Below are 25,086 nucleotides of genomic sequence, written 5' to 3' on the forward strand. Positions count from 1 at the left end.
GCTGAATAAAAAGCAATATTTGCTTTTAAAAAATGGTAACAAAAAACAAGTCTTGATAAATTTTTCTGGGATATTCAGATAAACGATTGAGAAATTATGGTGCAATTGTATGTATTTGAAACGTAATCTGCAAGCAAAAGTTTAAAATGTTTATAAAAATAATTAATGTGAACATTATTTTGTCGCTCGGAAAACTTAAAAATCTTCATATTTGCAGCAAATAAGCACATATATGACCAAGCAACAACTCTTCGAGCAGATACAAAAAAAACGTTCTTTTTTATGTGTAGGGCTGGATTCTTCGCTAGATAAGATACCACAACACTTGTTAAGGTACGAAAATCCAATTCTGGAATTTAATAAGCAGATTATCGATGCTACGAAAGATTTGTGTGTTGCTTATAAACCAAACACCGCTTTTTATGAATGTTATGGTAAAAAAGGCTGGGAGACTTTAACTGAAACCTGGAAATATATACCAAACGATATTTTTTCTATTGCAGATGCTAAACGTGGCGATATTGGCAACACCTCTGCCATGTATGCGGAAACATTTTTTAATGAGGTATCATCTGAGATGAGTTTCGATTCGGTTACCGTTGCGCCGTATATGGGGAGCGATTCAGTAAGTCCGTTTTTGACTTTTAAAGATAAATGGGTAATTCTACTGGCTTTAACTTCAAATGCAGGGCATGCCGATTTTCAATTGCAGGAAGTTGGAGAAGATAGGCTGTTTGAAAAAGTGATTAAAATCTCACAAACCTGGGCTACAGATGAGCAGATGATGTATGTAGTTGGTGCTACGCGCGGTGCGGCATTTGGTGATGTACGCAAACTTGCCCCGGATCATTTCCTTTTGGTACCCGGAGTTGGTGCACAAGGTGGAGATTTAGGTGAAGTGTGTAAGTATGGATTAAATTCTCAATGTGGATTACTGATCAATTCATCAAGGGGAATTATCTATGCCAGCCAAGGTGAAGATTTTGCCGAGAGAGCCAGGGAAGAGGCTTTAAAACTGAAAGAGGAAATGGAGCAGATTTTGGTTAAGGCGGGGCTGGTGTAAGGAAACTGAATATCGCTTGTTACTTGAGAAATATTTATCGTATACAATTCAGTATTAAGAGCCTGTTTAAAATTAAGTGAAATTTATTTCGTATGTCAGTCTGAGCCTAGTTGAAGACAATCTTTTTATAGTTAAGAGAAGCACTTCGACAGGCTACCATTGACGTTATTTTGCGATGATTTATTAATGAGCGACATGTAGAATCTATGCATTTCCGCATAGCTTGGCCGTAGCACCATATCTCCGTTCTGCTTAAATCCGGCCTAACAAATTTTTCGGGCTCCACTGACCAAGCCATCCCATTGGCTTCGAAAGAAAACGGCGAAGCTCTCATGAATGCCGCTGAAAATTGTAACAACCAATGAATAAATTTTCAGCCGGTGTTTTATTAATAGTTTTTCATGGTTTTCATTTGTATTAATGAGCTCGGCAATGCCTCGGTTTTGTTTCTTTTTGACATCAAAAAGAACGAGCCCTTCGGCGGCGGCGAGCCGAGGCAAGACCGCGGTAGGATAAGAGAAGACAATTTTACGTCACTCGTATTGATTTTAAACAATTTAATTATCCCTCAGTGTGACAAACCAGAAGAAGTAATGTAATAGACTTTAAACAGGCTCTAATAATATATAATTGATTATTTTGCCTATAGCTCATTCTTTTTCTTTACGAAAAAATCCTTATATTTAATTGTTTAGACCTGGCTTATGACTAACCCTTTCGACAATATGGACTTTAAGTCATTACTAGAGCATATAAAAAAACTTTCAGCTGCCGAAAAAAAGGAACTGATACAGGTTTTAAGTCAAGACCAACTTCCGGTGGTTAATGAAGAGCAGATAGCTTATGTTAAGACGTCGGTTAAGGATACCTCTTTTGATGAAAAGTGGAAAGAAAGTATATCGTCTTCTGAATTTAAAGCAGCAGCCATTAGGCATATTAATGCCTTGCCTTGGAAATAGTGGTACGGTTCCATCCCTCGGTTTTACTTTATCTTAACGAATTGGTTGATGTGCTCTTTTATGAAAACTATTTCAGTATCCGCGAAAGTGCTATAGATTATGTGACCAGATTGATCGATACGGTTGAAAGGAAGATCGGCAAAGCGCAATATCACATTGCTCCAAAGGTTATTGCACACCGGGGCAGTTGGTTCATCCATTTTAATATCAGTCAGAAAACAACCTGGTATTTTTTATTTGAAAAAAGTGGGAACCATTATTTGATTACTTATGTTTTTAACAATTATTCCAAAGAAGCCCAAAATTTAAACTTATAAGTTAGTTATAGCCAGATAAATTCATTATCTTCAAGGATGAATTTTCCAGAAGATTTTCTTCATTATGTATGGCAGTTCAGGTCGTTTGATTATAACGGACTGCAGACCTGCGATGGTGAAAAACTGGAAATCGTCAATACCGGATTGCTTAACCTAAATGCAGGTCCGGATTTTAATCACGCCAAAATTAAGATAGGTGAAACCACCTGGGCCGGAAATGTAGAAATTCATTTAAAATCGTCAGATTGGCTAAAGCACAACCACCAGGTTAATCCCGCATATGAAAATGTAATTTTACATGTTGTTTACCAGCATGATGCCGAAATAACCCGGATGGATGGAACCATTTTGCCTGTTCTGGAACTTAAAGACCGCATTTCTGCTGATCTGATCAGAAGGTACGAAAACCTTTTCCTCACCTTAACAGATTTTCCCTGCATTGCCCAGATTGGGAGAGTAGACGAGTTGATTATAGATTCCTTTTTATCGAGAACATTGGTTGAACGTTTTGAGCAGAAAACAAGTGCGGTTACAGAGACCTTAAACGAACTAAATGGGAATTGGGATGAGACATTCTACCGTCTTATGGCGCGTAATTTCGGATTCAAAATAAATGCCTTGCCTTTTGAGCTTTTTGCCAAAGCAGTTCCGCAGCACATTTATGGCCGGCATAAAAACAATCCGCACCAAATAGAAGCATTGGTTTTTGGCGCGGCAGGGTTTTTAAACGATCATTTTGAAGAAGCGTATCCACAAAAGTTGAAGGCGGAGTTTCAGTTTCTCCAAAAGAAATACAATATTAAACCCATTAATGTTTCGATGTGGAAGTTTATGCGCATGCGCCCACAGAATTTTCCAACCATACGTTTGGCACAATTTGCTGCATTAATTACCAAAGCCAATCATCTTTTTTCTAAGGTTATGGAAATAAAGCAGGTGGCTGAGTTGCATACCTTATTTGAAAATCTGCCTGTAAATGAGTACTGGAAAACGCACTACCATTTTAAAAAGGTAGCATCTTCAGTAAATATTCAGATAGGAAAGGCATCAGTAGATAATATTCTTTTAAATACTGTGGCCTTGTTTCTATTTGCTTATGGAAAACATACCGCAACACCATATTTTATCAATAGGGCGATAAAACTGTTGGAAAGTTTGCCTGCTGAACAAAATGCCATTACTGATAAATTTACCGGGGCTGGAGTGAAGATCGCAAACGCATTTGCCTCTCAGGGAATTTTACAGCTAAAAAAGCGGTATTGCAATGAGAAAAAATGCTTATCCTGCGGCATTGGAATTAAAATTTTGAAACAGGCCTAAGCTGTTTCCCGTTTTTGCAAAACTTTATACTTTAAATTTTGTTTCTGTATTATGGAATTTCCACACGAACTAAAAGAATTATATCCTGATCAGATTATCGAGGTAAGGGGGAATGCTGATGCCTTAACAATTATTTTAAATAAGGATGTTGATATTCATCAGTTTAAAGCAGAGTTGATTAAAAGGTTTTCAGGACTGGAAGAGCAACAAACGCTTTTTATCAAACACCAAGATAAACAGGATTTTGAAAAACTGATTTTGGAATAATTGCTTTAATTTTGCGATTGTGCTTAATCAATTAATTTTGCTAAATTAGACTCTGTAAGCAAATAATAGCTCGTGTTTTGGAGCGTTCTTACTTAGTGCCGAATGATAAGATTTTAAAATAAGCTTAAATGTTCCAGAGAATTGTGACTTATTTTGAACAGCAGAGTTTTGGGGTTTCTACGTATTTGGCTAATAAGCTAAATATGAGTACAGCTAAAGTCCGTCTGTTTTTTATCTACTCGTCATTTTTGGCGGTAGGTTTTCCCATATTGTTCTATTTTTTAGCCGCTGTGGTGCTTGATATCAGAACATACATGAAAAGAATGCGATTGCGGATCTGGGAATAGTTCAGTTTTCAGTTTTCAGTTGGCAGTGTTCAATTTGCAGTTGACAGTCGTCATTATCCAGTTGTCAGGACTAGAGACTTACGATTTTAGACTCAGGACTCTCTAATCATCGTCTCTTAAAATTTCTGCAATTTCATTAAAGCCTTTTTCAGCAGCTAGATCAGCAGGTTTTTTTCCGCCTTCCATCCGTAGAGAAACTTCAGCACCATGTTCCAATAATAAAATAATTAATTCAATGTTTCCCAGTTGAGCAGCTGTGTGTAAAGGAGCTACGCCTGCTTTCTGACAAACATTTGGGTATGCGCCGGCATCCAGAAGCATTTTAGTGATATTGAAATTGTTGGTTGCAACTGCCGAGTGGATGGGAAATACGTTAAAGCCATTTTTCGATGCCAGATTAACATCAGCCCCTTTTAAAACAAGAAAACGGGCCAATTCCTCATGCCCGAAGTAGCAGGCTAAACCAAGCGGGGTAAAGCCATCTTTGGAAAATTCATTGATACTGGCAGGGTTTTGAAAAATCAAGAGCGTAGCCACATCAAATTTTCCAATAGCACAAGCCTCAAATAGGGTTAATTGATCTACAAATTCGGCAATCAGATCAGCTATTTCTCTTTTTTTATAATAGCAGGCCAATAAAAGTGGTGAAATGTGATGAGAAGTATCCACATTTGCCAGTTTTGGGTTTTCAAGCAAAATTTCTTTTACTGCGTGAAAATTTCCAGCTTCAATTTGTTCCTCAAGTTGCGCTATACTCATCATAATGTTTTAAAAATCGCTTTAAATTAACAAAAATTGAGAACTTTAAAGTTTAATTGCTAAATATATATCGTGCAACGCAATATGCAAAAAGCTTATGCAAATAAAAGGGACTTAAAATCGTTAGAGAGCGCCTGGTAATGATGGAAGACCGGAACTAAACCTTCACTTCCCCTGGCACGGTATTAAAGAAAATGCTGAATTTCTAGATTTCAGCCATCTGTATAAAGCTGTATATAATATGAAATTTAACAGTTAGCGATCAGATCGTATGATAGCTGCGCTTTTATTGAGTTCTTTTCGCGATTGCATAAGAACTTTGGAAATAAAAAAAGACGAAGTTTAATTCGTCTCGTTAGTTATGTGAAATCACGGAAATCTTTTGATCTATTACTATCCCAAAATCTCTTTCAGTTTTTCGGTTTGGTGGTCAGCCAGTTTTTGAAGTGGGCCTGATGCCAGCATTTTCATCATCATATTTAAATCAGCTGAAATGATGTGTTTTGCTGTAGTAGTTCCATTTCCGTTATCTGCTAACGTCCATTTTAATTCTACATCAAAAGGCGCTTTTTCGCTCGGAATTGCTGTTATTTCCTGATTCTCTATTCTGTTCGAAATTTTAATGGCCAATTTTGCCATATTTTGAATGGTAAACCGTGCATCATCTTCGGTTGATTCCCAGTTATAGATGTTTTCTGGCATCAACTGCTGGTGGTTGTTCATATTGGATAGAAAAGTATAAACCTCAGCAACCGGTTTATTAACTTCTACTGTGCTATCGATAACAGTCATTGTATAATTGTATAAAATTGTTTTTATTCCGAATTAAGAGCCTGAACTTAGAGCCTGTCCTTTTCCCCATTCTGAAGGATTCAAGCGCCATTTCCCCAATAACTCCATGTCGCTTTTGGCAATGATACTGTGTTCGGCAGCATAATCGATCAATGCGCCATAGTTTGATAAAGTTAAGTAACGGCATTTCGCAGCCGCAAAATTTTCGTCGGCTTTTTCGAAACCATAGGTGAAAATTGCCGCTAAGCCAGCTACTGATAATCCGGCTGCTCTAAGCGCTTCAACAGCCTGTAAACTGCTTTTTCCGGTTGAAATTAAATCTTCGATAACCACCACACGTTGACCTTCAACCACTTCACCTTCGATTAAACTTCCTGTACCATGTTCTTTGGCTTTCGCTCTCACATAGATAAATGGTAAACCCAGTTCCTGAGCAACTAAAACGCCTTGAGGGATTCCGGCAGTTGCAACACCTGCAATAACATCTACTGAGCCAAATTCTTCTTGTATGGCTTGCGCAAGTTTTTGCCTGATGTAAGTTCTAACCTGAGGATGGGAAAGGGTAATTCTGTTGTCGCAATAAATTGGCGATTTCCAACCAGATGCCCATGTGAAAGGGTTATTTGGCTGCAATTTGATTGCCTTTATCTGTAATAAAAATTCCGCTACTTTTAATTCAATATCACTTTTATTATACATGGCTCAAAATTACAGATTTATTTGTGTTTGTCATAACGTTTATTAAACCCCATTATTTTGCGTTTGGGATAAGAAAATGTCAAAATCCGGATTTGATTCAGACATTTCAACAATACAAATATTGGAAATTTTGATGGATGCTAAAAGCGCTTTATTGTCACTTGCTGTAAATCAGTTGGATAAAGAATAGTTTGTTTGAAAAAAGGATGATAAATAACTAACGATCTGCTGAAGGCGGTGGAAAGGTTGACAATTGATCGTTCGGCCATCTTCATATTGATTTATTAAACGGTTACCGAGTATACGGATATCCCGTTTGATTCGAATTTGTTTACCTCAGGGCCGTTATAATTGGTGACTATAATATCTACAATTGATAGATCATTAAATTTCAAATACGAAGTTTTTCCTATTTTACTGGCATCACAGAGCATATATGTGCAACTGGTTTGTGCTGCCATTGCCAAAGTATTATTAGCTTCGTGCTCACTACCGGCATACAATCCTTCGGCGGTAATGCCATCTACACCTAAAAAGGCTTTAGAAGCATGGTATCTGGAAATATGTTCGAGTGCCATAGTGCCATGAACAGCTTGTCTGGTTACGTCAACTTCACCTCCAATCAGGTTTATAGTTACTGCACTGTGCTGCAATTCATTTACGACCGGTAGCGAATTGGTAATTACCTTAATGTTTTTGTTTTTAATAAACTGGCATAATCTAAAGGCTGTACTGCCACAATCAATAAATATAACATCTCCATCAATAATATCTGCTGCCGCCCTTTTGCAGATTGCATCTTTTGGCTTGAGATTAACCTCGGCTTTAGTGGCAAATGAAACCGGTTTTATCACATCACTTATTTTCATGGCCCCTCCATGTGTACGGTAGAGCAGTCCCTTCGCAGCCATGCTGTTCAGGTCACGCCTTACCGTTACTTCAGAAACACCAATATAATTAGCTAACTGGCGGATATCAACTTCGCCATATGTTTCTAAAAGTTCCAGAATTTTATGTGCCCTTTTTTGAAATGTCATATATAATGATTTAATTCGGTCAAATTTAATCATAATTAATCAAAAGTGATCATAATGAAAAATATTAATATTCTGGATACTCAAATTCTATCTGATAACTGGTATACCCTCAAAAAAGTCAGTTTCGAAAAGATAGATAGTGACGGTACCATATCTATTTTGGAACGCGAAGCTTATGATCGGGGAAACGGTGCAACCATTTTATTATATAATAAAGAAAATCAAACGGTTGTACTCACGCGTCAGTTCAGGTTACCGACTTTTATTAATGGTAATGATACCGGTTATCTGATTGAGTGCTGCGCCGGATTATTAGATCAGGATAATGCGGAAAATTGTATCAGAAGGGAAACGGAAGAAGAAACCGGTTTCAGGATTGATCAAGTAGAAAAAGTTTTCGAGGCTTATATGTCTCCCGGCTCAGTTACAGAACTATTGTATTTTTTTGTTGCGGCTTACGCAAGTGATATGAAATTGCACGATGGAGGGGGATTGCAGGAAGAAAATGAGGATATAGAAGTGCTGGAATGGCCTTTCGAAAAGGCACTTAACATGATGAAATCTGGTGAGATAAGGGATGGAAAAACAATTATGCTGCTGCAGTATGCACAGTTAAAGGGATTGATGTTGTAGCTGATTGTTTGAATTTTGTAATGATTAATTTGATTTGCGTAATTATCTATAACAAATAGCTGTTTACATTTGTTACCTCTAATTAATTTAAATTTTTATGATAGCAACAAAAGGATATGCGGCACAAAATGCCGAAACGGATCTTGCACCCTGGAATTTTGAACGTCGGGACGTAGGACCCCATGATGTTCAGTTCGAAATACTTTTCTGCGGGGTTTGCCATTCAGATCTGCACCAGATCAGAAATGACTGGTTTGAGGGAATATTTCCTATGGTTCCTGGTCACGAGATAGTAGGTCGCGTAGTGAAGGTTGGAGATCACGTGAAGAAATTTAAAGTAGGAGATCTGGCCGGAACAGGCTGTATGGTCGATTCATGTCAGGTTTGCGAAAACTGTAAGCAGGATTTGGAACAATATTGTTTGGAGGGCAATACGCAAACTTATAATAATTTAGCGAGAGACGGTAAAACACCAACTTATGGTGGATATTCGGATACGATTGTAGTGAGAGAAGAATTTGTACTTCATGTGTCTGATAAATTAAATCTGGCCGCTGTAGCACCTTTGTTATGTGCAGGTATTACCACTTATTCTCCGCTAAAGCACTGGAAAGTAGGTAAGGGGCATAAACTGGCTGTATTAGGTTTAGGTGGTTTGGGCCATATGGCGGTGAAATTTGGCGTAGCTTTTGGAGCTGAGGTTACCGTATTAAGTACTTCACCCAAAAAAGAAGAGGATGCCAAAAAACTTGGCGCCCATCACTTCGTTGTAACCACTGATGCTGAACAGGTAAATGCAGCAAGAGGTACTTTCGACTTTATATTGGATACGGTTTCAGCAGAACATGATTTCAACATGTACCTTTCGTTGTTAAGCACAAATGGCGTACATATTTGTGTGGGTGTTCCACCTAAACCGGCAGAAATTGCAGCTTTCAGCTTAATCGGAGGTAGAAAAAGCCTGGCTGGATCTGGTATTGGCGGTATTGCCGAAACTCAGGAAATGTTAGATTTCTGTGCAGAGCATAATATCGTATCGGAGATTGAAATCATCGATATGAAAGATATTCACCATGCTTACGAGCGTATGGAAAAAGGTGATGTACGCTATCGTTTCGTGATTGATATGGCTACACTATAGGCTGAACCAATCGGATCAAATTGATGATTGGGGTTCAGCGATAGCGATATTTCTGAATCCCTCTCTTTTTAATATTAGCTAATAATTTAAAACATCACCGTTTTTCTTTACAAATTCGGCTAGCGAGATATGATGTGCTGATTCTATTTCAGCTAGCTTTCTTTTGTTTTCAATTAATAGGTTATCTAATGTTTTCAGCGAATCTTTAAGATAGGTTATCGATAAAACATATGAAATCCTGTTCCTGATTTTATCGGCAAGAAACAGTTCAATCAATATCAGGCTGATTATAAAAATATAGTGATTGAAAATAATATTATTGGAACTCTTCGAGAAAGTAGGAGAACCAGCCAAACCGAAAAATAAATCTATAATTAGCGGAATACCGATAACAGCAAGGAGTGAAAGTGACCTTACTTTTAAAGTAATTCCTTTTTCAGCAATCTCAATTTGTTCTTTAAAGGCGGAAAACTTGCCTTTGAGCGGGGTTTCCCTGTTTCTCTCTTGTTCTTCTAGTTTTTGAAGCGCCTTACCATGCTCAATATCGATTTTCCTCACTTCCTCCACAATATAGGTTTCAGCATTATTCAGCTTTTCCTGGTCTGCTATAATAGATTCCTGTTCGGCAATAATTTTGTCCATTACCAGAAGATCTTCCGGAATGCCATGTCTGAGTTTTTGTTCGGCCGCAACAATCCGGTTATCGAGTTGTTTAAATTGTTTTTTCAGTTCAGCGATTTCTTTGTTGAAATGCTCTTTTTTCGAGGTGTAACTACTTTCGAGGCTGTTAAGCGCCGAAATATATTCAAAATCTGTAAGCAACTGTTCATTGGTCGCAAAACGCTGGTACAACCCATTTAATCTGTTAAAGAGTTCGTCAGTTGATTTTTCCGGATTAGAAAGATCATTTCGGTATATTTCCAGATCTGTTTCTGATAATAAAGGTATGGACATGGCAGATTAAAAAGTTAAAATTATAAAAAAAACGTTATCGCTGGGAAATTATTAACCGTTGTTCCTACCTGAATGTTCTTCCTGATGACAATTATCATTAGTTTTTACAAATAACATATCTGGTAAATAAGCGTTTAAGATTATTTTTAATTAATCGCTGTTTTTTTTTCTGCACTTTAACAAATTGTTATATATTTGTAGCAAGCAAGGGGTGAGAGCCTTGCATCAATCTTTGATTGAGAGCGTTAATTTAGATAAGGTTACAACATTAATTGTTGTAACCTTTTTTTATATCCTATAAATAACTCAGCAATTTTTTTACTTTAGGGCAAGCAAATATATTGCTGTATTAAAAAATCCTTTGATGGGTTAAAGAAGAAATACCGATTTTGCCATAGGGGCCATTTACGCCTCCATTTTAATATGCTTTAAACTACATGCCAAGAAACTATAGAATTTACATCAACGATAATACTTTGTTTATCTCGGACTTTTTGCCTGAGCAGAAGGAAAAAATTCAACAGCTGGAATTTCAGGATTTCAATCTTGAAACATTCTATAAAAAATTAAAAAACGGATCTAAAAAGAGCTATATATTCTTGACAAAAAATCCTCAGGAAACTTTTAAAAAATTAAAGAAAGATTGCGCCGTTATAAAAGCTGCCGGCGGTTTGGTAGAAAGTGCAAATGGCAATTATCTTTTTATTTTCAGGAACAAAAAATGGGATCTGCCAAAAGGAAAGCTGGAAGACGGTGAAAAAATGAAGGAAGCTGCTGTGCGCGAGGTAGAAGAGGAGTGTGGAATCAGGGTTTTTAAACGGGAAGAAAAGCTTTGTAAAACTTACCACGTTTATCCGATGGGCAATAAAATGGTAATCAAGAAAACCAACTGGTACAAAATGAAGGTTAAAGGCGAACCTAAATTGGTTCCCCAAAAAGAAGAAGGCATCGATGAGGCTGTCTGGTTAAATAAAAAACAGATTTCACCTGTTGTTCAAAATACTTTTCCGTCTATTATGGATGTGTTGAGGGCAGGTAAAATATTATAAATTTTTATTAATTGTGGTGTCAGTTAGAAATAGCCGACATCACAATCGTGATTAAAATAAAAATCCATATTGCAATTGCAGCTGGCAACTTCTGATATCGGGAAATACCGGTTTACTCGTAATCTAATTCATCAACTACTTTTTTAACCTGTTTAAGGTATTTTCCATAACAATACCAAGCCCATAGTTCTGTTATCAGTCCAATAATTAAGACCGTAATAAAACAGTTCAATAAAATATATACAATCGATAGCCTGGTTAAAATCTTTGCGAAAACGGTTGCTTTTTCGATCAAGAAGTAAGCTGACATAAATCCTACTATTATGAAAACTATAATATAGGTTAAGGCTTTATATAGCTCAATATTCAATTTCATTTCATAATAAAACCAAAGGATATTTTTGCGGGTATCCATGCTCATATCATACGAATTTTTATAAAACCTATAGAATTTTAAAAAGTAATAGGCTGTAAAACCACAAATGATGGCGTATGTCATAAAATATAACTGATTTAGCGCAACTGAAAACTCAGCTATAAATGGGATAAATACCATAAATACTAAAAAGGCAAGTTGATAAAAAAATTCATGTTTCATCTTCGCCCTGATTTTATCAATAGGAGTGTGCGACTGTTTTATCTTAAGCATATCCGAAGAAATGTTGCTTCCTTCCGTAGTTTCAGCATTCCATTCTTTTTTTAAATCGTCAAAATTCATAACCATTTTTCTTTATGATGAATTGTAATTTTTCTTTTGTCCTGTTAAGTTTTACACGCGCATTACCCTCGCTTATTCCCAGATTTTCGGCAATTTCGCGATGTGATTGATTTTCGAGAAAAAGGAAGATCAATGCTTTTTCAATTTCATTTAATTCTTGAACGGCAGCGTACAAATAAGTTAGTTTTTCTTCTTTCCCTTCATTTTCGTTAACATCTATTACATCAGTATGTATATCAAATGGGGTTTTATCTACTTTTCTTCTATCTTTTTTTAAATAGATTAATGCTGTATTGACGCAAACGCGGTACATCCAGGTGGTAAATTTGCTATTCCCTTTAAAAGAAGGATAAGCTTTCAATAATTGTAATACCATTTCCTGAAACAGGTCACGCTGTTCTTCGGCGTCGTTCATATACATTTTAGAAATCTTATGTATAATCGCTGCGTGCTGATTGATCAGGGTAAGAAATATGTTTTCTGTTTCTTTCATTTAATATATACCCAATTGGTAACAGGTTTTTAGAAACGTTACAGGTTTATTTAAAAATAATTTTTAACCACAGATAAAGAGAAGGCAGATAAGATTTTATAATGAAATATCCTTCTTGATCACGTAGCGCTCGTTTGAAGCGAAGTCCTCAGTTCTCGCTGCAGAGCGCAGTATATAGAGTTTAACTGCGCTGCATTCCGCTCGTAAAGATCCGTTGAGGTAGGTATGGCTTAAGATATAGCTGGTCAGTCACTAATATTTTACGCATACTGATACAAAACCCTGTTGTGCGCGGTTAGTTATTCCCTCTGGAAAAGGAGAACCGTGTAACTTTGATGAACCTGGATTTAAATCTGTGTTTATCCGTGTACATCTGTGGTTAACAAAAACTATAAAAATGCCAATGCTTCTTTGGGTACAAATGGACTAACATCGCCATGATTTCTTAAAATATCGCGGACAATTGTCGAACTGATGGCAGAGTATTCCGGTTTACTTAACAGTAAGATGGTTTCTACTTCAGGCATCATGGTTTGATTGATCTGCGCAATAGCCCGTTCATATTCGAAATCAGCAGCTGAGCGGATTCCGCGCACCATATGGGTGGCATTTATTTTCCGGCAGAAATCTACAGTTAAACCTTCATAAGTTTGGATTTCGATGTTCTGATAACCGCTAAAAACAGTCTGTAAAATCTGAAGACGCTGTTCAGCACTTAAAAAATTCTGTTTAGAACTGTTAAGTCCAATGCCTACTATAATTTTATCAAAAAGTGGGGTGGCCCGTTGTAAAATATTGACGTGGGCAATCGTGATCGGATCAAATGAGCCTGGAAATAGCGCTATCTTCATGATTCAAATATAGGTATAATAGTTAAAAGCGGAATAGTTTAGCGCTGAGGGTTTAGTGGTTAGCGTGGTGTATATAACAGGAGTGAAACACATTATGGAAACAGGTGATGCAGTAATAAATACATTCTCTAATATGGTGCGAGAAAAAAAAGGGCAAGGCCATAGGTATGGATATGGCAGAAAGAACTATGGGAGAATAAGGGAAATTGAAGAAAGAAGGTTGAGTATATAAAAGGGGTTTGGAAATGAAAGGGGGGAAGATAATTGGGGTGTTTCAGTCCCGCTCTCTGCTAAACTCGGCTGAAAAAGCCTTCGTACCGCTGACGATCGGGTTTATAAACAAAGGTGAGTCCCTGTGGGGGCCTTCATCCAGAACCGTAATTCTCACTGGGAAGCGCGGATTAATTGAATAAGTCAATTATCAATAATCTATTAACAATTATCAGCAAGCCAATCTTTAACTTTTAGTTGGCAGCAGATTGAACCAATAAACCACTGACTAATGACCAATTACCAATTACCAATGACCAATAAAATTCAACTTGTAGTTGGTAGCAAATTGAACCAATAACAAATACAAATAAACCAATGACGAAGTACCAATGACTAACGAACCAATAACAAATAACAAATAAACCAATGACCAATTACCAATAACCAATAAACCACTGACTAATGACCAATAAACCAATGACCAACAAACCAATGACCAATCTAACTAAACTCAAAAAAGCTGAAGGAAGAATTTCCGTATTTTCTCGTTTCGGTATAACCCGGCTGGCTGTTCAGTTTCATATTACTTTGGTGTTCTACAATTAATAAACCATTGGGCTTTAGCAACTGTTGGGCTTCAACCATTACCGGAATCTGCGGAATATTAGTCATGTTGTAGGGTGGGTCGGCAAAGATCAGGTCGTAACTGCCGGTCATTTGTTTCAATAATTTAAAAACATCACCCTTGCGTACATCAATCTGATCAAACTGGTATTGTTTAGCTGTATTTTTTACCCAGTTTACACAGCCGTAATCCATATCAACCGCTAAAATACTTTCTGCTCCACGTGAAGCAAACTCAAAAGTTAAATTTCCGGTGCCGCAAAATAAATCCAATACAGCACAGGTTTCTAAATCGTATTTATTGTTTAGGATATTGAATAGTGCTTCTTTGGCCATATCCGTTGTGGGGCGTACCGGTAAATTTGCAGGGGGCTGCAAACGGATTCCCTTTAATTTGCCACCAATTATCCGCATAAATCTAAAGCAAGAAGGCCGCTGAAATAGTGTTTAGGCATGTCTGCCAGTAACTCGCTATTTTGTTTACCAGCGGGAAGAAAGAAATAAAGTTGGTTAAAGTATTTTAATAAACAGGTGTAGTGCTCATCATCTTCGTTAATGATACCTTGTAAGTAAACAGGGATAGTGTCATTGAGACCCAATTGTTCAATCATCAGCAATAGAAAATAATTAAATTCTTCAGCATTTTCTGATTCGTAGTGGTTTTGAAAAATGACCTTCTTATCTTTTAAATAGAGTACATTAAACGATACTGCCGTAAAATCGACTAATAAAGATTCGTTTGCAAGGTGATCAAATAAAACCATTAATGGTTCAGATTGCGGATAAAGATCGGTTTGTTCTGGCAGATTTGCTTTTAAATCCTCATCTAAACAAAAAACAGTATTAAAACCCAGCTTTTCGTTGTGTTTGGTGTAAACTTTAGCGTCAGAGCCCAGGTATTGCGCATAAACAGCCAGATTTTCTCTGTCAAACCATTCATCAGGGATAAAAATAAAGTTTGATGTATGGATAGCAGCCTTAACGGCTCCATAATTTAAAGAAAGATAATGGTCGGTTTCAAAGGCCTTTTTAAGGTCTTTTTCAACATCTTTGCATCCCTGTTTATCAAAAATGAGATGAATCTCTTTAGTATCCTGGTTAACCACGGCATAAGAAAAGCTATCATTTGTTATTTTCAATAATAAATGGCAGTTTACAGATGTGTCAGCTTTGAAATTTGGGTCAGCCAATAAGAGACTATTGTTACGCATTGAAACAAAAATAGACTTTTTTGAGGATTAAAGGTAAAATGAGGTTAAATTTTTGATATTACCACAGAATTATTGGCTGATAGTTTACAAGGTAGCTTGCTACTTTGTTTTTTTACCACAGATAAAAAGGATAAACACGGATTGCTTGTGTAAACTAACTTAATAAATAAACTGATATTCATTAGCCACGAAAACAAAGAAGGCATAGAAATAATTCTTCAACACGTTGATCACTATTTGCACAGGGGATAAATTAATTCATGAGACTTGTTCTACAGCCTAAGTTTGCCTAATAAATGAATTTAAAGGCAAGAATATACAATAACTTTGTATTTAACCCTTTTTTGATTTGCAATTAAAAGTATATCAATAATATCTGTGTTTATCAGTGAAAATCTGTGGTAAAGAGATTGTGTTTTTTTACCAAAATCAAACTTTTAGGTTATTCAAAAATCGGAAAATTCGGCTTAAATTCGGAACATGAGTTATAAGCCTACCTATAAAGCGGCAAACACCATTGCGGCAACAATAGAAGAACATTTTGTCAAACTGCATAAAAATGCAATTGCGCAAGGCGAAATAGATTTGGCTACTCAACCAGATCAAAAAAATATTGAAGCGATCATTGATGTGGCTTTTTGGAGCAGTTTACGTAAGGAGGAGGGGCATTCGCCCAGGATTTCGATTGCTTTTTTACCTCCTGAGCAAACCTCAAAACCATTGCGTTTTGCTAAAAAATTATCCTTAAATGCAAATAATTTAACCAAAATAGCCCCTGGAATTGAGCGTTCGGGAATACATCTGGGTGTGTGGGAGGAAGACGGTGAGCTTTATATCTGGGGTACAACCCTTAATATTCCTAACTTTTGTTTTGTAGTAGATGTTTCGGAACCCGGCTTAATTGTGATCAAGCACCGCAGGATTTATGGTATTGGTAAATTTACCAATGTGGCTGTGTTAAAGGGCGAACAGATCCGAATCGTTGATGATAGAAGCTGTAACAATAGAGATTGTCCGCCTATTTTGCAAGCCTTACTGGATTTAACTGTATTGGCAAGCTGGAACGACCCGATCAATATTTTAATTCAGTTTTCGGTTTCTATGCGGGCGCACGGCAGGGGCGGAGCCTTGTTAATTGTGCCTAAGGGTGATGTAAAATGGGAGGAATCCATTATCCACCCTATCCAGTATCTGGTTGAACCTCCATTCTGTGGATTATCCAACCTGGCGAAGCAAAATGGTAACCAAAGCGAGATTTTCTCGCAAGGGGCTGTGCGCCGCGAGGTGGAACATTTAGCTGGTTTAACCGCGGTTGACGGCGCAACGATTATCAATGAAGAATTCGAACTGATTGCATTTGGGGCCAAAATAGGCCGTGCAAAGGGAAAACCTACTGTAGAACAGATTGCTTTTTCGGAGCCGATTGTTGGTGGAGAAGATACAATTCTTTATCCAGGGCAACTTGGCGGCACCCGCCATTTTTCTGTTGCCCAGTTTGTAAACGATCAGCCTCAGTCTATTGGTCTGGTAGCCTCGCAGGATGGTCATTTTACCATTTTCAGCTACAGCAAAAAACAAAACATGGTAATGGCTCATCGTATTGAAACGCTACTTTTGTAATAGCAGAAAGCATAGGGCATAGCGCGATTGCAATTATTTGGAAAGGTAGCTTACTGCTAATCGGATGCTGTAGTCCGTCTTTCCGTTAAGTTCCCGATCACACTTTTGCTAAAAAACAAATGACTATTGAGATCGGGAGATATCGCTTCAATACGGTTTAGTTAAATAGGGCTGTGCTGGAAACCTCAATTACTGTTTCATGTACACTAAGCAGTTAACCGATTAACCGTTTAAACAATTAACCATTAGAGATGATCTACGACAAAAGCCAGCTTATCGCTTCAGCATACGAACATCAGCCGACCAAGGAGCAAATGCTGTTTTGCCAACGGATGTCGGCATTTTTGCAACAGGACGATGAGTACCGCTGTTTTGTACTGAAAGGTTATGCCGGTACGGGTAAAACCACCTCGGTAGCAGCTTTGGTAAAGGTGTTAAGGCAGTTTAACCTGCGAAGCGAACTGCTTGCCCCAACCGGAAGGGCGGCAAAAGTAATGAGTCAATATTCATTTCGTAAAGCTTTAACCATACATAAAAGGATTTATAGAAAACGCTCAGCAGCATCGCCGGAGATGCAGTTTCAGCTGGCGCCGAACCTCTCCGAAAATACGCTGTTTATTATCGATGAAGCTTCGATGATCGCTGATGAATTTAATGAGACTGGCTCTTCGATATTACGTGATCTGCTGGAGTTTGTGTACAATACCAAAAACTGTTTTCTGCTTTTTGTGGGTGATACCGCTCAATTGCCTCCGGTAGGAAGTTTAGACAGCCCGGCACTAAACGAACAATACTTAAAAGATAAATTCGCCTTAACGGTTTCATCGGTGGAGTTAAAGGAAGTGGTTCGTCAGGGCAAGAAGTCGGGTATTCTGGCCAATGCCACCATGCTGCGGAACCAGATTGCCAAAAACCCTGAACATCCGTTACCTAAATTCCTGACCAAAAACTACACCGATATTTACAACATGGCTGGTGCACGATTGGTTGAAGGCCTGGAGTATGCTTACCGGAAATTTGGTATGGAAAATACCCTGGTGGTTTGCCGTTCCAATAAATCAGCCAATGTGTATAACCAACAGATCAGGGCAAGGTTATTATACCGTGAAGAAGAATTAACTGGCGGTGACCAGATTATGGTGGTGCGGAATAATTATTTCTGGCTGCCTGAAAACGAAGATACTGCCTTTATTGCCAATGGCGACATGGCCAAAGTGATTCGTGTAAGGGGAGAAGAAGAACGTTATGGTTTCCGTTTTGCTGATGCCACTTTAGAGTTTATGGATTTTCCGGCCGCGGGTCAGATTAGTTGTAAGGTGATGCTGGATACTTTGAATTTAGAAAGTGCAAACCTGCCTTACGAAAAGAATAAAAAGCTTTTTGGTGGCCTCAATGAAGATTACGAACATATTGCCAATAAGCGGCAGAGAATGTTGGCAATTAAAGCTGATCCCTTCTATAATGCACTCCAGATCAAGTTTGCTTATGCGGTAACCTGCCATAAGGCACAGGGCGGCCAGTGGGATGCTGTTTTTGCCGATCAGGGTTACCTTACAGAAGAAATGATCGATGTTGATTTTTTACGTTGGTTGTATACCGCTGTAACCCGGGCAAAAAAAGAGTTATATTTAGTCAATTTTGCGCCACAGCTTTTCGCGAAAACGGCACAGGAGGATTATTTTTAACACCTGATTACACAGATTTAAGGATTGCACGGATCTACTTTCCTGTACCTGTAACATATTAACCGATTATATTATGAAATTTGCCTTTAGCCTTAAAAATAAGCTAAAAACTGCTTTTTTGCTTTTCTGTATTATGTGCTGCACCTTGATGATCCGCTTTTTGGAAGATAAAAGTGTAGAAAAAATCAATGACTCTTTCATTTCGATGTATAACGACAGGCTTGTTCCGGCTACAGACTTATATTTCATTGCTGAAAATCTATATTATAAAAATGCCATCCTGCAGGAACTGTTGCTTGGAAACGATGCTGCCGAAGGTTTAACAATGCTTGTAAATATGAATAACCATAACCGGAAAATTGATTCAGTAATTAATAAATACGAACTTACTTTTTTGGTAAAACAGGAAAAAAACTATTTAAATGAGTTCAAAAAGGCGTTACTTGTTCAGCAGCGTATAGAAGCCAAAATGTTGAATATGGCCAGTGCAGAAGAAGGAAGGTCAATTTACGAATCGACAGGAAAAAAAGCAGTGAATCAAACGTTGGTTAAGCTATCAGCACTGATTAAAATACAGTCTAAGGTGGGTAATGAACTGATTAAAGGTTCAAGGATTTTTGTTTCAGGGACGAAAGTTTACTCTACATTGCAGGTTATTTTGGCTATTGTGATCGGAATTATGATTGTCAACATCGTTTCGGCTTCGAACATGGTTAAGATTACAAACGATAAATTCAATCTGAATTAGATTCGTCTTTCGGTAGTTGTGACACCAACCGATAAAAAAACTCTGCTGGTTCGTGTCGCACCAACCAGCAGAAAATAAGGTTATTCAGCGTCTTCGTCTGACAGCAATCTGATCGAGTCGTCGGAAAGCAGAATCAAACGTTCTTTGTATAAGGAGCCAATCGTTTTTTTGAATGCACTTTTACTGATCTGAAAACGGTGGTAAATATCTTCAGGGGAGCTTTTATCGCCCAGTTCAATCACCCCGCCACTTTTTTTAAGTTCTTTCAGAATCATCTCTTTCGAATCAAGGATATGGCCGTATCCGCTAGGTTGCAAGGTTAAATCAATTTTACCTTCTACGCGGATTTTCTTGATCCAGCCTTTACGCATGTCGCCCGGTTGGATATTATCGAAAACTTCATTATTGTAAAGTAAGCCAATGTAGGTATTGTTGATGATGGCATTGTAACCAAGATCGGTTTCTTCGGTAATCAATAAACTCACTTCATCACCTTCTTCAAAATCAAAACCATCTTCTTCAACAAAATCATACAATTTAGATGAAGCCAAAAGTCGATCGTTATTTTCATCTAAATAAAGGTAAACCACATACTTGTAGCCTTTTTGCATAGGCCTTTTTTGTTCGCGTTTAGGTACATACACGTCTTTATCGATTCCAAGATCCATAAAAACCCCGTCCTCGCCATCAGAAACTACCTTTAAAAAGGCAAAATCGCCAACTTCAGCATAGGCCTTCTGAGTAGTGGCAGTTAAGCGGCCATCTTTTTGTATAAATACAAAAACATTAATGTTATCACCAATTTCTACTCCGTTCGGAACGTATTGGTAGGGGAGCACGACCAGTTTATCACCGTCCGTTAAGTTTAATCCGGCTTCTGTTTTACTTAAAATCCTTAACTCGTTGTATTTTCCTATTTCAATCATTTGTTTTGGGTTTAACCATTTTCTCCAATGGCTTTTATTGCAAAGGTAGTAATGTTTAGTGGTAAATGGGTTTTAAATCATAAGTAAACAACCTGGTTTGTTCGTTTATAAATATCTTTCTTCTTTAATATCTTTCTTACAAACGATGTCAATTAATTCGGCTAAATTTGGAAACTACAAATTAAGGTATCTTCATTGATATGAGAAAAACCAAAGAAGCCAAAAAACCAGGTATTTTCAGTCTACTTGGAAATTATAAGGGCTTAATTTTTATGCTGATCCTGTTTGCGTTGCTCAGTAACGGCATCAACTTACTTTTACCGAAGATTATCGCCAATGGTATTGATGCTTATACCCATAAAACTTTCAACCTGCAATCCATTCTGCTTCAGTTTTCGCTGGCCATAGCGTTTGTTTTTATTTTTACTTATTTACAGAGCATTGTTCAAACCTATGCTTCTGAACGGGTGGCCAGAGATTTGAGGACAAAGTTGTCTGATCAGATTTCGCGGCAAAGCCATGCTTACATTATTCAGGCTAACCCCTCAAAACTGCTGACCAACCTCACAGCTGATGCCGATTCGATCAAAATGTTTGTTTCGCAGGCTATCGTTTCCATTTGTTCATCTATTTTTTTAATTGTCGGGGCAAGTATTCTACTGCTTACAATCAATTGGAAACTGGCGCTCTGTGTAATTGCCATCGTACCAATTATTGGAGGGGCATTTTTCTATGTGTTGAGCAAAGTTAAGGTGCTTTTTAAAAAGAGCAGGGAAGTAATCGATTGGCTCAATAAAGTGATTAGCGAAAGCATTATGGGCTCAGCTTTAATTCGCATCATCAATTCGCAGATGCTGGAATACAACAAGTTTTTGGATGCAAATGCAAAAGCGAGGGATTTGGGTATATCCATCCTCCGGATGTTTGCAGCTTTAATTCCGGTTATTGTTTTTACAGCCAATTTATCTGGTTTATGCATTTTGGTACTGGGTGGTCATTTCGTCATTACTGATTCGATGACATTGGGGGAGTTTGCTGCTTTTAACAGCTACCTTACGCTCATCGTATTTCCCATTTTGGTAATCGGTTTTATGAGTAATGTTATTGCACAGGCTACAGCATCTTACCAGAGGATTGAAAATGTGCTGAATGCTGCGGAAATTATCCATCCCGGAACGTTAAGCACTTCTTTAAAAGGCGATTTGGAGGCGAAAAATATCAGCTTAAGCTTTGGCCAAAAACCAGTTTTGAAATCAATTTTTTTTACTGCCCAGGCAGGCTCAAGAACAGCTATAATTGGTCCTACAGCCGCTGGGAAAACACAACTGCTTTATATTTTGACAGGTTTGATCGATGCTGATGCCGGATCTGTATTATACGATGGGCAGGAGATTCAACAATACAAACAGGAAGATTTCCATAAACAGGTTGGTTTTGTATTTCAGGATAGCATTATGTTTAATATGAGCATCAGGGAGAATATTGCCTTTAGTGATACGGTTACAGACGAGTCGCTGGCTAAAGCCATTGATACTGCAGAATTGAAAGATTTTGTAAATGCCTTGCCCGATCAGCTAAACACAATTGTGTCGGAGCGGGGAAATAGCCTTTCCGGCGGACAAAAACAACGGATTATGCTGGCCAGGGCCTTAGCAGTGAATCCGAAGATCCTGTTACTGGATGATTTCACCGCCCGGGTTGATACCTCTACAGAGAAAAAGATTCTGGAGAATATCCAGCAAAATTATCCGGGTTTAACTTTAATTTCCATTACCCAAAAAATAGCTTCTGTTGAACATTATGATAAAGTGATCTTGCTGATGCAAGGCGAAATTATTGCGGAAGGAACCCATCAGGAGTTGTTAAAAAGCAGTCCTGAATATGTTCAGATTTACAATTCACAACAGAGCACCAGTAATTATGAACTACAATCTTAACGAGCTTAATAGCGGGCGGGAAAAGCAATCTACATATAAAGCGCTGAAAAGCCTGCTAAAACTCATTTCTACCGAGCATAAAAACCTTTGGCTGGCACTGATCGCCATTTTGGTGAACTCAGGATTATTGCTTTTGGGTCCGTTACTGGTAGGTCATACCATCGATACCTATATCCGTACCAAACAATTTCATGGTGTGCTGATTTTTGGCGGGATACTATTGGTGATGTATATGATTGCTATGGTTACGGGTTACACGCAAACAAGATTAATGGGCGGGGTAGGGCAGCGAATGTTATATACCTTAAGAAATGCCATTTTTAATAAATTACAGGAGTTACCGGTTTCTTTTTTTAACCAGAATAAGATTGGAGACCTCATTTCGAGGGTAAATAACGACACTGACAAACTGAATCAGTTTTTTTCACAATCCTTAATGCAGTTTATCGGCAGTATCGTTACCATGATCGGCGCCGGCATTTTCCTCCTTTCCATTAACGTTGAATTGGGTGCCGCTACGCTTGCGCCAGCCGTAGTTATTGTGCTTTTTACGGTGGCTTTATCGCCCTGGGTAAAAGCCAAAAATGCTAAAAATTTAAAAAGCGTTGGCGGAATGAGTGCCGAGGTACAGGAAAGTCTGAACAATTTTAAAGTTATTATTGCCTTTAACCGCAGGGATTATTTTAGGAAACGTTTTAACGAAGCCAATACCAAGAATTACAAAACGGCTATCAGTGCGGGTTTAGCCAACAATACTTTTGTGCCTGTTTACGGTCTGTTATCCAGCATTGCGCAATTAATTACTTTGCTATTTGGTATTCATTTGATTGCGAAGGGCCATTTTACCTTAGGTTTGTTGGTGAGTTATATCTCTTATACCACCAATTTTTATAATCCGTTAAGGCAATTGGCCGCGCTTTGGACCAGTTTTCAGGTGGCGATGGCCAGCTGGGATAGAATTTCGCAGATTTTATCTTTGGAAAGCAATTTAAAACAACTGGCATTGAATGAGACAGCTACTTCAACTGCATTGATAGAATTCAAGAACGTTCACTTTTCTTATGATGACAGTAAAGAAATCTTGCATAATATCAATTTAAGGTTTGAGAAAGGAAAAACCTATGCCTTAATTGGGCCAACCGGCGGCGGAAAAACCACAACAGCTTCACTCATTTCCCGTTTATACGATCCTACCAAAGGAACGGTTTTGTTAAATGGTAAAGATATCAGGTCGTTTTCTGCAGCAGAAAGAACACAAAAAATAGGTTTTATATTGCAGGAGCCATTTTTGTTTACCGGAACGGTGAAAGAGAATATTTTATATGGCAACAGTCAGTATAAATCGGTTACAGATGCTGAACTGCAAAAAATAATTGAAGAAGCAAATCTGAATGCGCTATTAGCCATATTTGATGAAGGATTGAGTACACAGATTACTTCAGGATCAGACAGTATCAGTTTAGGGCAGAAACAGTTGATTGCTTTTATGCGTGCGGTGCTTAGAAATCCTGAATTGTTGATTCTTGATGAAGCTACAGCCAACATTGATACCATAACCGAACAACTTTTGGGCAGTATTTTAAATAAGCTTTCTAAAGAAACTACATTGGTGATTATTGCACACCGCCTGAATACCATTGAAAATGCCGATGAAATCTATTTTGTAAACGAAGGTGAGGTGCAAAAGGCCGGGACGCTGGATGATGCATTAAATATGTTACTCAAAGGAAAGCGGGTAAGTTGATATATTTACTGAAACAGACCTCGCAGGTTTTAAAAACCTGCGAGGTCTGATCACACAATTAAAAAACACAAATGAAAAAATATTTTCTCTTTATGGCTTGTTCGGCCCTAAGCTTGGCTTGCTTTGCACAAAGTACTGAACAAAACCTATTTATTCAGGATAGTTTAAAGTTGATTTCTTCACAGTTTAAGTTTACAGAAGGTGCATCGGTTGATAAACAGGGAAACGTTTTTTTTACAGACCAACCGAACGACAAAATCTGGAAATACGATATTCATGGTAAGCTGAGTCTGTATATGGATAAATCAGGAAGGGCAAACGGTACTTATTTTGATAACAAGGGCAACTTGATTGTATGTGCCGACGAAAATAACGAGATCTGGTCTATTGATCAAAACAAGAACATAAAGGTACTCTTTAGTGAGTATGAAGGTAAAAAAGTAAATGGGCCGAATGATATCTGGCTGGATAAGAAAGGTGGGATATATTTTACCGATCCTTATTATCAGCGAGATTATTGGACGCGGAAATCGCCCGAAATTAAAGGCCAAAAGGTCTATTATATCCCCAAAGGAAAAAAAGAGGCAATTGTAGTTGCAGATGATGTAATTAAACCTAATGGAATTGTAGGTACTCCTGATGGTAAATTTTTATATGTGGCCGATATGGAGGCAAATAAAACATACCGTTACCGTATTGGTGCCGATGCCAGATTAACAGATAAACAACTCATTCTTAACCAGCATTCTGACGGGATGACTTTGGACAATAAAGGAAATATTTATGTAACAGGAAAGGGAGTAAATATTTACAAACCTACAGGCGAAAAAATCGCCCATATAGATGTGCCTGAGGAGTGGTGCGGTAACATTTGTTTTGGCGGGAAAAATAAAAATATACTTTTCATCACGGCTTCAAAATCGCTTTATACCATCCCGATGAATACAAGAGGGGTTGAGTAGTTTTTTTATTTTCAGTA

26 protein-coding genes are annotated in these 25,086 nt (G+C 37.8%); 15 read left to right on the forward strand and 11 right to left on the reverse strand.

What is annotated here, in order from left to right:
* Positions 1-232: 232 nt before the first annotated feature.
* The 6 genes from pyrF (at position 233) to BM107_RS08490 (ending at position 4,273) form a co-directional block, all read left to right on the forward strand.
* Positions 233-1,063, forward strand: coding sequence for an orotidine-5'-phosphate decarboxylase (gene pyrF, locus BM107_RS08460; protein WP_090982211.1), 831 nt, complete (start codon positions 233-235; stop codon positions 1,061-1,063).
* A 725-nt stretch (positions 1,064-1,788) separates the two neighbouring features.
* Complete coding sequence (locus BM107_RS08470) at positions 1,789-2,022, forward strand: hypothetical protein (RefSeq protein WP_208864358.1); 234 nt, start codon at positions 1,789-1,791, stop codon at positions 2,020-2,022.
* Positions 2,013-2,339 (forward strand): hypothetical protein, encoded by a 327-nt coding sequence (locus BM107_RS08475; protein WP_090982217.1) that lies wholly within the window; start codon positions 2,013-2,015, stop codon positions 2,337-2,339. The genes BM107_RS08470 and BM107_RS08475 overlap by 10 nt, the downstream gene beginning before the upstream one ends.
* Positions 2,340-2,375: 36 nt before the next feature.
* Complete coding sequence (locus BM107_RS08480) at positions 2,376-3,659, forward strand: DUF2851 family protein (protein WP_090982219.1); 1,284 nt, start codon at positions 2,376-2,378, stop codon at positions 3,657-3,659.
* A gap of 51 nt (positions 3,660-3,710) precedes the next feature.
* Positions 3,711-3,926 (forward strand): hypothetical protein, encoded by a 216-nt coding sequence (locus BM107_RS08485; protein WP_090982221.1) that lies wholly within the window; start codon positions 3,711-3,713, stop codon positions 3,924-3,926.
* A 128-nt stretch (positions 3,927-4,054) separates the two neighbouring features.
* Positions 4,055-4,273 carry a PspC domain-containing protein gene (locus BM107_RS08490; protein ID WP_090982223.1) on the forward strand — a complete coding sequence of 73 codons (219 nt, stop codon included), beginning with the start codon at positions 4,055-4,057 and terminating at the stop codon, positions 4,271-4,273.
* A 102-nt stretch (positions 4,274-4,375) separates the two neighbouring features.
* On the opposite strand, the gene BM107_RS08495 is transcribed toward BM107_RS08490, so the two are convergent.
* From BM107_RS08495 to BM107_RS08510, 4 genes are all read right to left on the reverse strand, one after another.
* Positions 4,376-5,035, reverse strand: a complete 660-nt coding sequence (locus tag BM107_RS08495; RefSeq protein WP_317614797.1) for an ankyrin repeat domain-containing protein — start codon at positions 5,033-5,035, stop codon at positions 4,376-4,378.
* Positions 5,036-5,425: 390 nt separating this feature from the next.
* Positions 5,426-5,824, reverse strand: a complete 399-nt coding sequence (locus BM107_RS08500; protein WP_090982227.1) for an SRPBCC family protein — start codon at positions 5,822-5,824, stop codon at positions 5,426-5,428.
* A gap of 33 nt (positions 5,825-5,857) precedes the next feature.
* Positions 5,858-6,523, reverse strand: coding sequence for an orotate phosphoribosyltransferase (gene pyrE, locus BM107_RS08505; RefSeq protein WP_090982229.1), 666 nt, complete (start codon positions 6,521-6,523; stop codon positions 5,858-5,860).
* Positions 6,524-6,807: 284 nt separating this feature from the next.
* Positions 6,808-7,560: a DeoR/GlpR family DNA-binding transcription regulator gene (locus BM107_RS08510; RefSeq protein ID WP_090982377.1), complete on the reverse strand. Its 753-nt coding sequence runs from the start codon at positions 7,558-7,560 to the stop codon at positions 6,808-6,810.
* Between the two features lie 54 nt (positions 7,561-7,614).
* Between BM107_RS08510 and nudK the strand changes: the two genes are divergently transcribed.
* Together nudK and BM107_RS08520 are read left to right on the forward strand one after the other, a co-directional pair.
* Positions 7,615-8,193: a GDP-mannose pyrophosphatase NudK gene (gene nudK / locus BM107_RS08515; RefSeq protein ID WP_090982231.1), complete on the forward strand. Its 579-nt coding sequence runs from the start codon at positions 7,615-7,617 to the stop codon at positions 8,191-8,193.
* A gap of 97 nt (positions 8,194-8,290) precedes the next feature.
* On the forward strand, positions 8,291-9,334 hold the full coding sequence (locus tag BM107_RS08520; protein ID WP_090982233.1) for an NAD(P)-dependent alcohol dehydrogenase: 1,044 nt from the start codon (positions 8,291-8,293) through the stop codon (positions 9,332-9,334).
* Positions 9,335-9,412: 78 nt separating this feature from the next.
* Here BM107_RS08520 and BM107_RS08525 read toward each other — a convergent pair whose 3' ends face one another.
* Positions 9,413-10,288 (reverse strand): hypothetical protein, encoded by an 876-nt coding sequence (locus BM107_RS08525; RefSeq protein ID WP_090982235.1) that lies wholly within the window; start codon positions 10,286-10,288, stop codon positions 9,413-9,415.
* A 437-nt stretch (positions 10,289-10,725) separates the two neighbouring features.
* Between BM107_RS08525 and BM107_RS08530 the strand changes: the two genes are divergently transcribed.
* Positions 10,726-11,337, forward strand: coding sequence for an NUDIX hydrolase (locus BM107_RS08530; RefSeq protein ID WP_090982238.1), 612 nt, complete (start codon positions 10,726-10,728; stop codon positions 11,335-11,337).
* 112 nt (positions 11,338-11,449) lie between these two features.
* On the opposite strand, the gene BM107_RS08535 is transcribed toward BM107_RS08530, so the two are convergent.
* From BM107_RS08535 to BM107_RS08555, 5 genes are all read right to left on the reverse strand, one after another.
* A complete protein-coding gene (locus tag BM107_RS08535) occupies positions 11,450-12,055 on the reverse strand; it encodes a hypothetical protein (protein ID WP_090982240.1) in 606 nt (201 codons plus the stop codon).
* Complete coding sequence (locus tag BM107_RS08540; protein ID WP_090982242.1) at positions 12,045-12,548, reverse strand: RNA polymerase sigma factor; 504 nt, start codon at positions 12,546-12,548, stop codon at positions 12,045-12,047. The genes BM107_RS08535 and BM107_RS08540 overlap by 11 nt, the downstream gene beginning before the upstream one ends.
* Before the next feature lie 389 nt (positions 12,549-12,937).
* On the reverse strand, positions 12,938-13,399 hold the full coding sequence (coaD, locus tag BM107_RS08545; RefSeq protein WP_090982243.1) for a pantetheine-phosphate adenylyltransferase: 462 nt from the start codon (positions 13,397-13,399) through the stop codon (positions 12,938-12,940).
* 714 nt (positions 13,400-14,113) lie between these two features.
* The gene (gene rsmD / locus BM107_RS08550; protein WP_090982244.1) at positions 14,114-14,650 is read right to left on the reverse strand and encodes a 16S rRNA (guanine(966)-N(2))-methyltransferase RsmD; all 537 of its coding nucleotides are present in this window, start codon (positions 14,648-14,650) and stop codon (positions 14,114-14,116) included.
* Positions 14,641-15,447 (reverse strand): DUF3822 family protein, encoded by an 807-nt coding sequence (locus BM107_RS08555; protein ID WP_090982247.1) that lies wholly within the window; start codon positions 15,445-15,447, stop codon positions 14,641-14,643. Before BM107_RS08555 ends, rsmD begins: the two co-directional genes overlap by 10 nt.
* A 480-nt stretch (positions 15,448-15,927) precedes the next feature.
* Between BM107_RS08555 and BM107_RS08560 the strand changes: the two genes are divergently transcribed.
* From BM107_RS08560 to BM107_RS08570, 3 genes are all read left to right on the forward strand, one after another.
* Complete coding sequence (locus BM107_RS08560; protein ID WP_090982249.1) at positions 15,928-17,067, forward strand: putative sensor domain DACNV-containing protein; 1,140 nt, start codon at positions 15,928-15,930, stop codon at positions 17,065-17,067.
* Positions 17,068-17,318: 251 nt separating this feature from the next.
* On the forward strand, positions 17,319-18,752 hold the full coding sequence (locus BM107_RS08565; RefSeq protein WP_090982251.1) for an ATP-dependent DNA helicase: 1,434 nt from the start codon (positions 17,319-17,321) through the stop codon (positions 18,750-18,752).
* Positions 18,753-18,825: 73 nt separating this feature from the next.
* A complete protein-coding gene (locus BM107_RS08570; RefSeq protein ID WP_090982253.1) occupies positions 18,826-19,500 on the forward strand; it encodes an MCP four helix bundle domain-containing protein in 675 nt (224 codons plus the stop codon).
* 80 nt (positions 19,501-19,580) lie between these two features.
* Here the strand turns inward: BM107_RS08570 and BM107_RS08575 are convergent, their stop codons facing one another.
* Positions 19,581-20,426: a CvfB family protein gene (locus tag BM107_RS08575; protein ID WP_090982255.1), complete on the reverse strand. Its 846-nt coding sequence runs from the start codon at positions 20,424-20,426 to the stop codon at positions 19,581-19,583.
* A 200-nt stretch (positions 20,427-20,626) separates the two neighbouring features.
* Between BM107_RS08575 and BM107_RS08580 the strand changes: the two genes are divergently transcribed.
* From BM107_RS08580 to BM107_RS08590, 3 genes are all read left to right on the forward strand, one after another.
* Positions 20,627-22,363 (forward strand): ABC transporter ATP-binding protein, encoded by a 1,737-nt coding sequence (locus BM107_RS08580; RefSeq protein ID WP_090982257.1) that lies wholly within the window; start codon positions 20,627-20,629, stop codon positions 22,361-22,363.
* Positions 22,347-24,107: an ABC transporter ATP-binding protein gene (locus tag BM107_RS08585; RefSeq protein WP_090982260.1), complete on the forward strand. Its 1,761-nt coding sequence runs from the start codon at positions 22,347-22,349 to the stop codon at positions 24,105-24,107. Before BM107_RS08580 ends, BM107_RS08585 begins: the two co-directional genes overlap by 17 nt.
* A gap of 71 nt (positions 24,108-24,178) precedes the next feature.
* Entirely contained in the window at positions 24,179-25,069 is an 891-nt protein-coding gene (locus BM107_RS08590; RefSeq protein ID WP_090982262.1) for an SMP-30/gluconolactonase/LRE family protein, read from the forward strand.
* The last annotated feature ends 17 nt before the right edge of the window (positions 25,070-25,086 follow it).

This window comes from Pedobacter suwonensis (assembly GCF_900111825.1).
GTDB lineage: Bacteria > Bacteroidota > Bacteroidia > Sphingobacteriales > Sphingobacteriaceae > Pedobacter > Pedobacter suwonensis.

Excerpts from the sequence above, each read along its gene's own strand:
- nudK (WP_090982231.1), top strand. The coding sequence starts at position 7,615 with ATGAAAAATATTAATATTCTGGATACTCAAATTCTATCTGATAACTGG.
- BM107_RS08520 (WP_090982233.1), top strand. The coding sequence starts at position 8,291 with ATGATAGCAACAAAAGGATATGCGGCACAAAATGCCGAAACGGATCTT.
- BM107_RS08590 (WP_090982262.1), top strand. The coding sequence starts at position 24,179 with ATGAAAAAATATTTTCTCTTTATGGCTTGTTCGGCCCTAAGCTTGGCT.
- BM107_RS08585 (WP_090982260.1), top strand. The coding sequence starts at position 22,347 with ATGAACTACAATCTTAACGAGCTTAATAGCGGGCGGGAAAAGCAATCT.
- BM107_RS08555 (WP_090982247.1), bottom strand. The coding sequence starts at position 15,447 with ATGCGTAACAATAGTCTCTTATTGGCTGACCCAAATTTCAAAGCTGAC.
- BM107_RS08485 (WP_090982221.1), top strand. The coding sequence starts at position 3,711 with ATGGAATTTCCACACGAACTAAAAGAATTATATCCTGATCAGATTATC.
- BM107_RS08575 (WP_090982255.1), bottom strand. The coding sequence starts at position 20,426 with ATGATTGAAATAGGAAAATACAACGAGTTAAGGATTTTAAGTAAAACA.
- BM107_RS08530 (WP_090982238.1), top strand. The coding sequence starts at position 10,726 with ATGCCAAGAAACTATAGAATTTACATCAACGATAATACTTTGTTTATC.
- BM107_RS08525 (WP_090982235.1), bottom strand. The coding sequence starts at position 10,288 with ATGTCCATACCTTTATTATCAGAAACAGATCTGGAAATATACCGAAAT.
- BM107_RS08540 (WP_090982242.1), bottom strand. The coding sequence starts at position 12,548 with ATGAAAGAAACAGAAAACATATTTCTTACCCTGATCAATCAGCACGCA.
- coaD (WP_090982243.1), bottom strand. The coding sequence starts at position 13,399 with ATGAAGATAGCGCTATTTCCAGGCTCATTTGATCCGATCACGATTGCC.
- BM107_RS08535 (WP_090982240.1), bottom strand. The coding sequence starts at position 12,055 with ATGAATTTTGACGATTTAAAAAAAGAATGGAATGCTGAAACTACGGAA.
- BM107_RS08500 (WP_090982227.1), bottom strand. The coding sequence starts at position 5,824 with ATGACTGTTATCGATAGCACAGTAGAAGTTAATAAACCGGTTGCTGAG.
- BM107_RS08490 (WP_090982223.1), top strand. The coding sequence starts at position 4,055 with ATGTTCCAGAGAATTGTGACTTATTTTGAACAGCAGAGTTTTGGGGTT.
- BM107_RS08510 (WP_090982377.1), bottom strand. The coding sequence starts at position 7,560 with ATGACATTTCAAAAAAGGGCACATAAAATTCTGGAACTTTTAGAAACA.
- pyrE (WP_090982229.1), bottom strand. The coding sequence starts at position 6,523 with ATGTATAATAAAAGTGATATTGAATTAAAAGTAGCGGAATTTTTATTA.
- BM107_RS08495 (WP_317614797.1), bottom strand. The coding sequence starts at position 5,035 with ATGATGAGTATAGCGCAACTTGAGGAACAAATTGAAGCTGGAAATTTT.
- BM107_RS08565 (WP_090982251.1), top strand. The coding sequence starts at position 17,319 with ATGATCTACGACAAAAGCCAGCTTATCGCTTCAGCATACGAACATCAG.
- BM107_RS08580 (WP_090982257.1), top strand. The coding sequence starts at position 20,627 with ATGAGAAAAACCAAAGAAGCCAAAAAACCAGGTATTTTCAGTCTACTT.
- rsmD (WP_090982244.1), bottom strand. The coding sequence starts at position 14,650 with ATGCGGATAATTGGTGGCAAATTAAAGGGAATCCGTTTGCAGCCCCCT.
- BM107_RS08480 (WP_090982219.1), top strand. The coding sequence starts at position 2,376 with ATGAATTTTCCAGAAGATTTTCTTCATTATGTATGGCAGTTCAGGTCG.
- BM107_RS08570 (WP_090982253.1), top strand. The coding sequence starts at position 18,826 with ATGAAATTTGCCTTTAGCCTTAAAAATAAGCTAAAAACTGCTTTTTTG.
- BM107_RS08470 (WP_208864358.1), top strand. The coding sequence starts at position 1,789 with ATGGACTTTAAGTCATTACTAGAGCATATAAAAAAACTTTCAGCTGCC.
- BM107_RS08560 (WP_090982249.1), top strand. The coding sequence starts at position 15,928 with ATGAGTTATAAGCCTACCTATAAAGCGGCAAACACCATTGCGGCAACA.
- pyrF (WP_090982211.1), top strand. The coding sequence starts at position 233 with ATGACCAAGCAACAACTCTTCGAGCAGATACAAAAAAAACGTTCTTTT.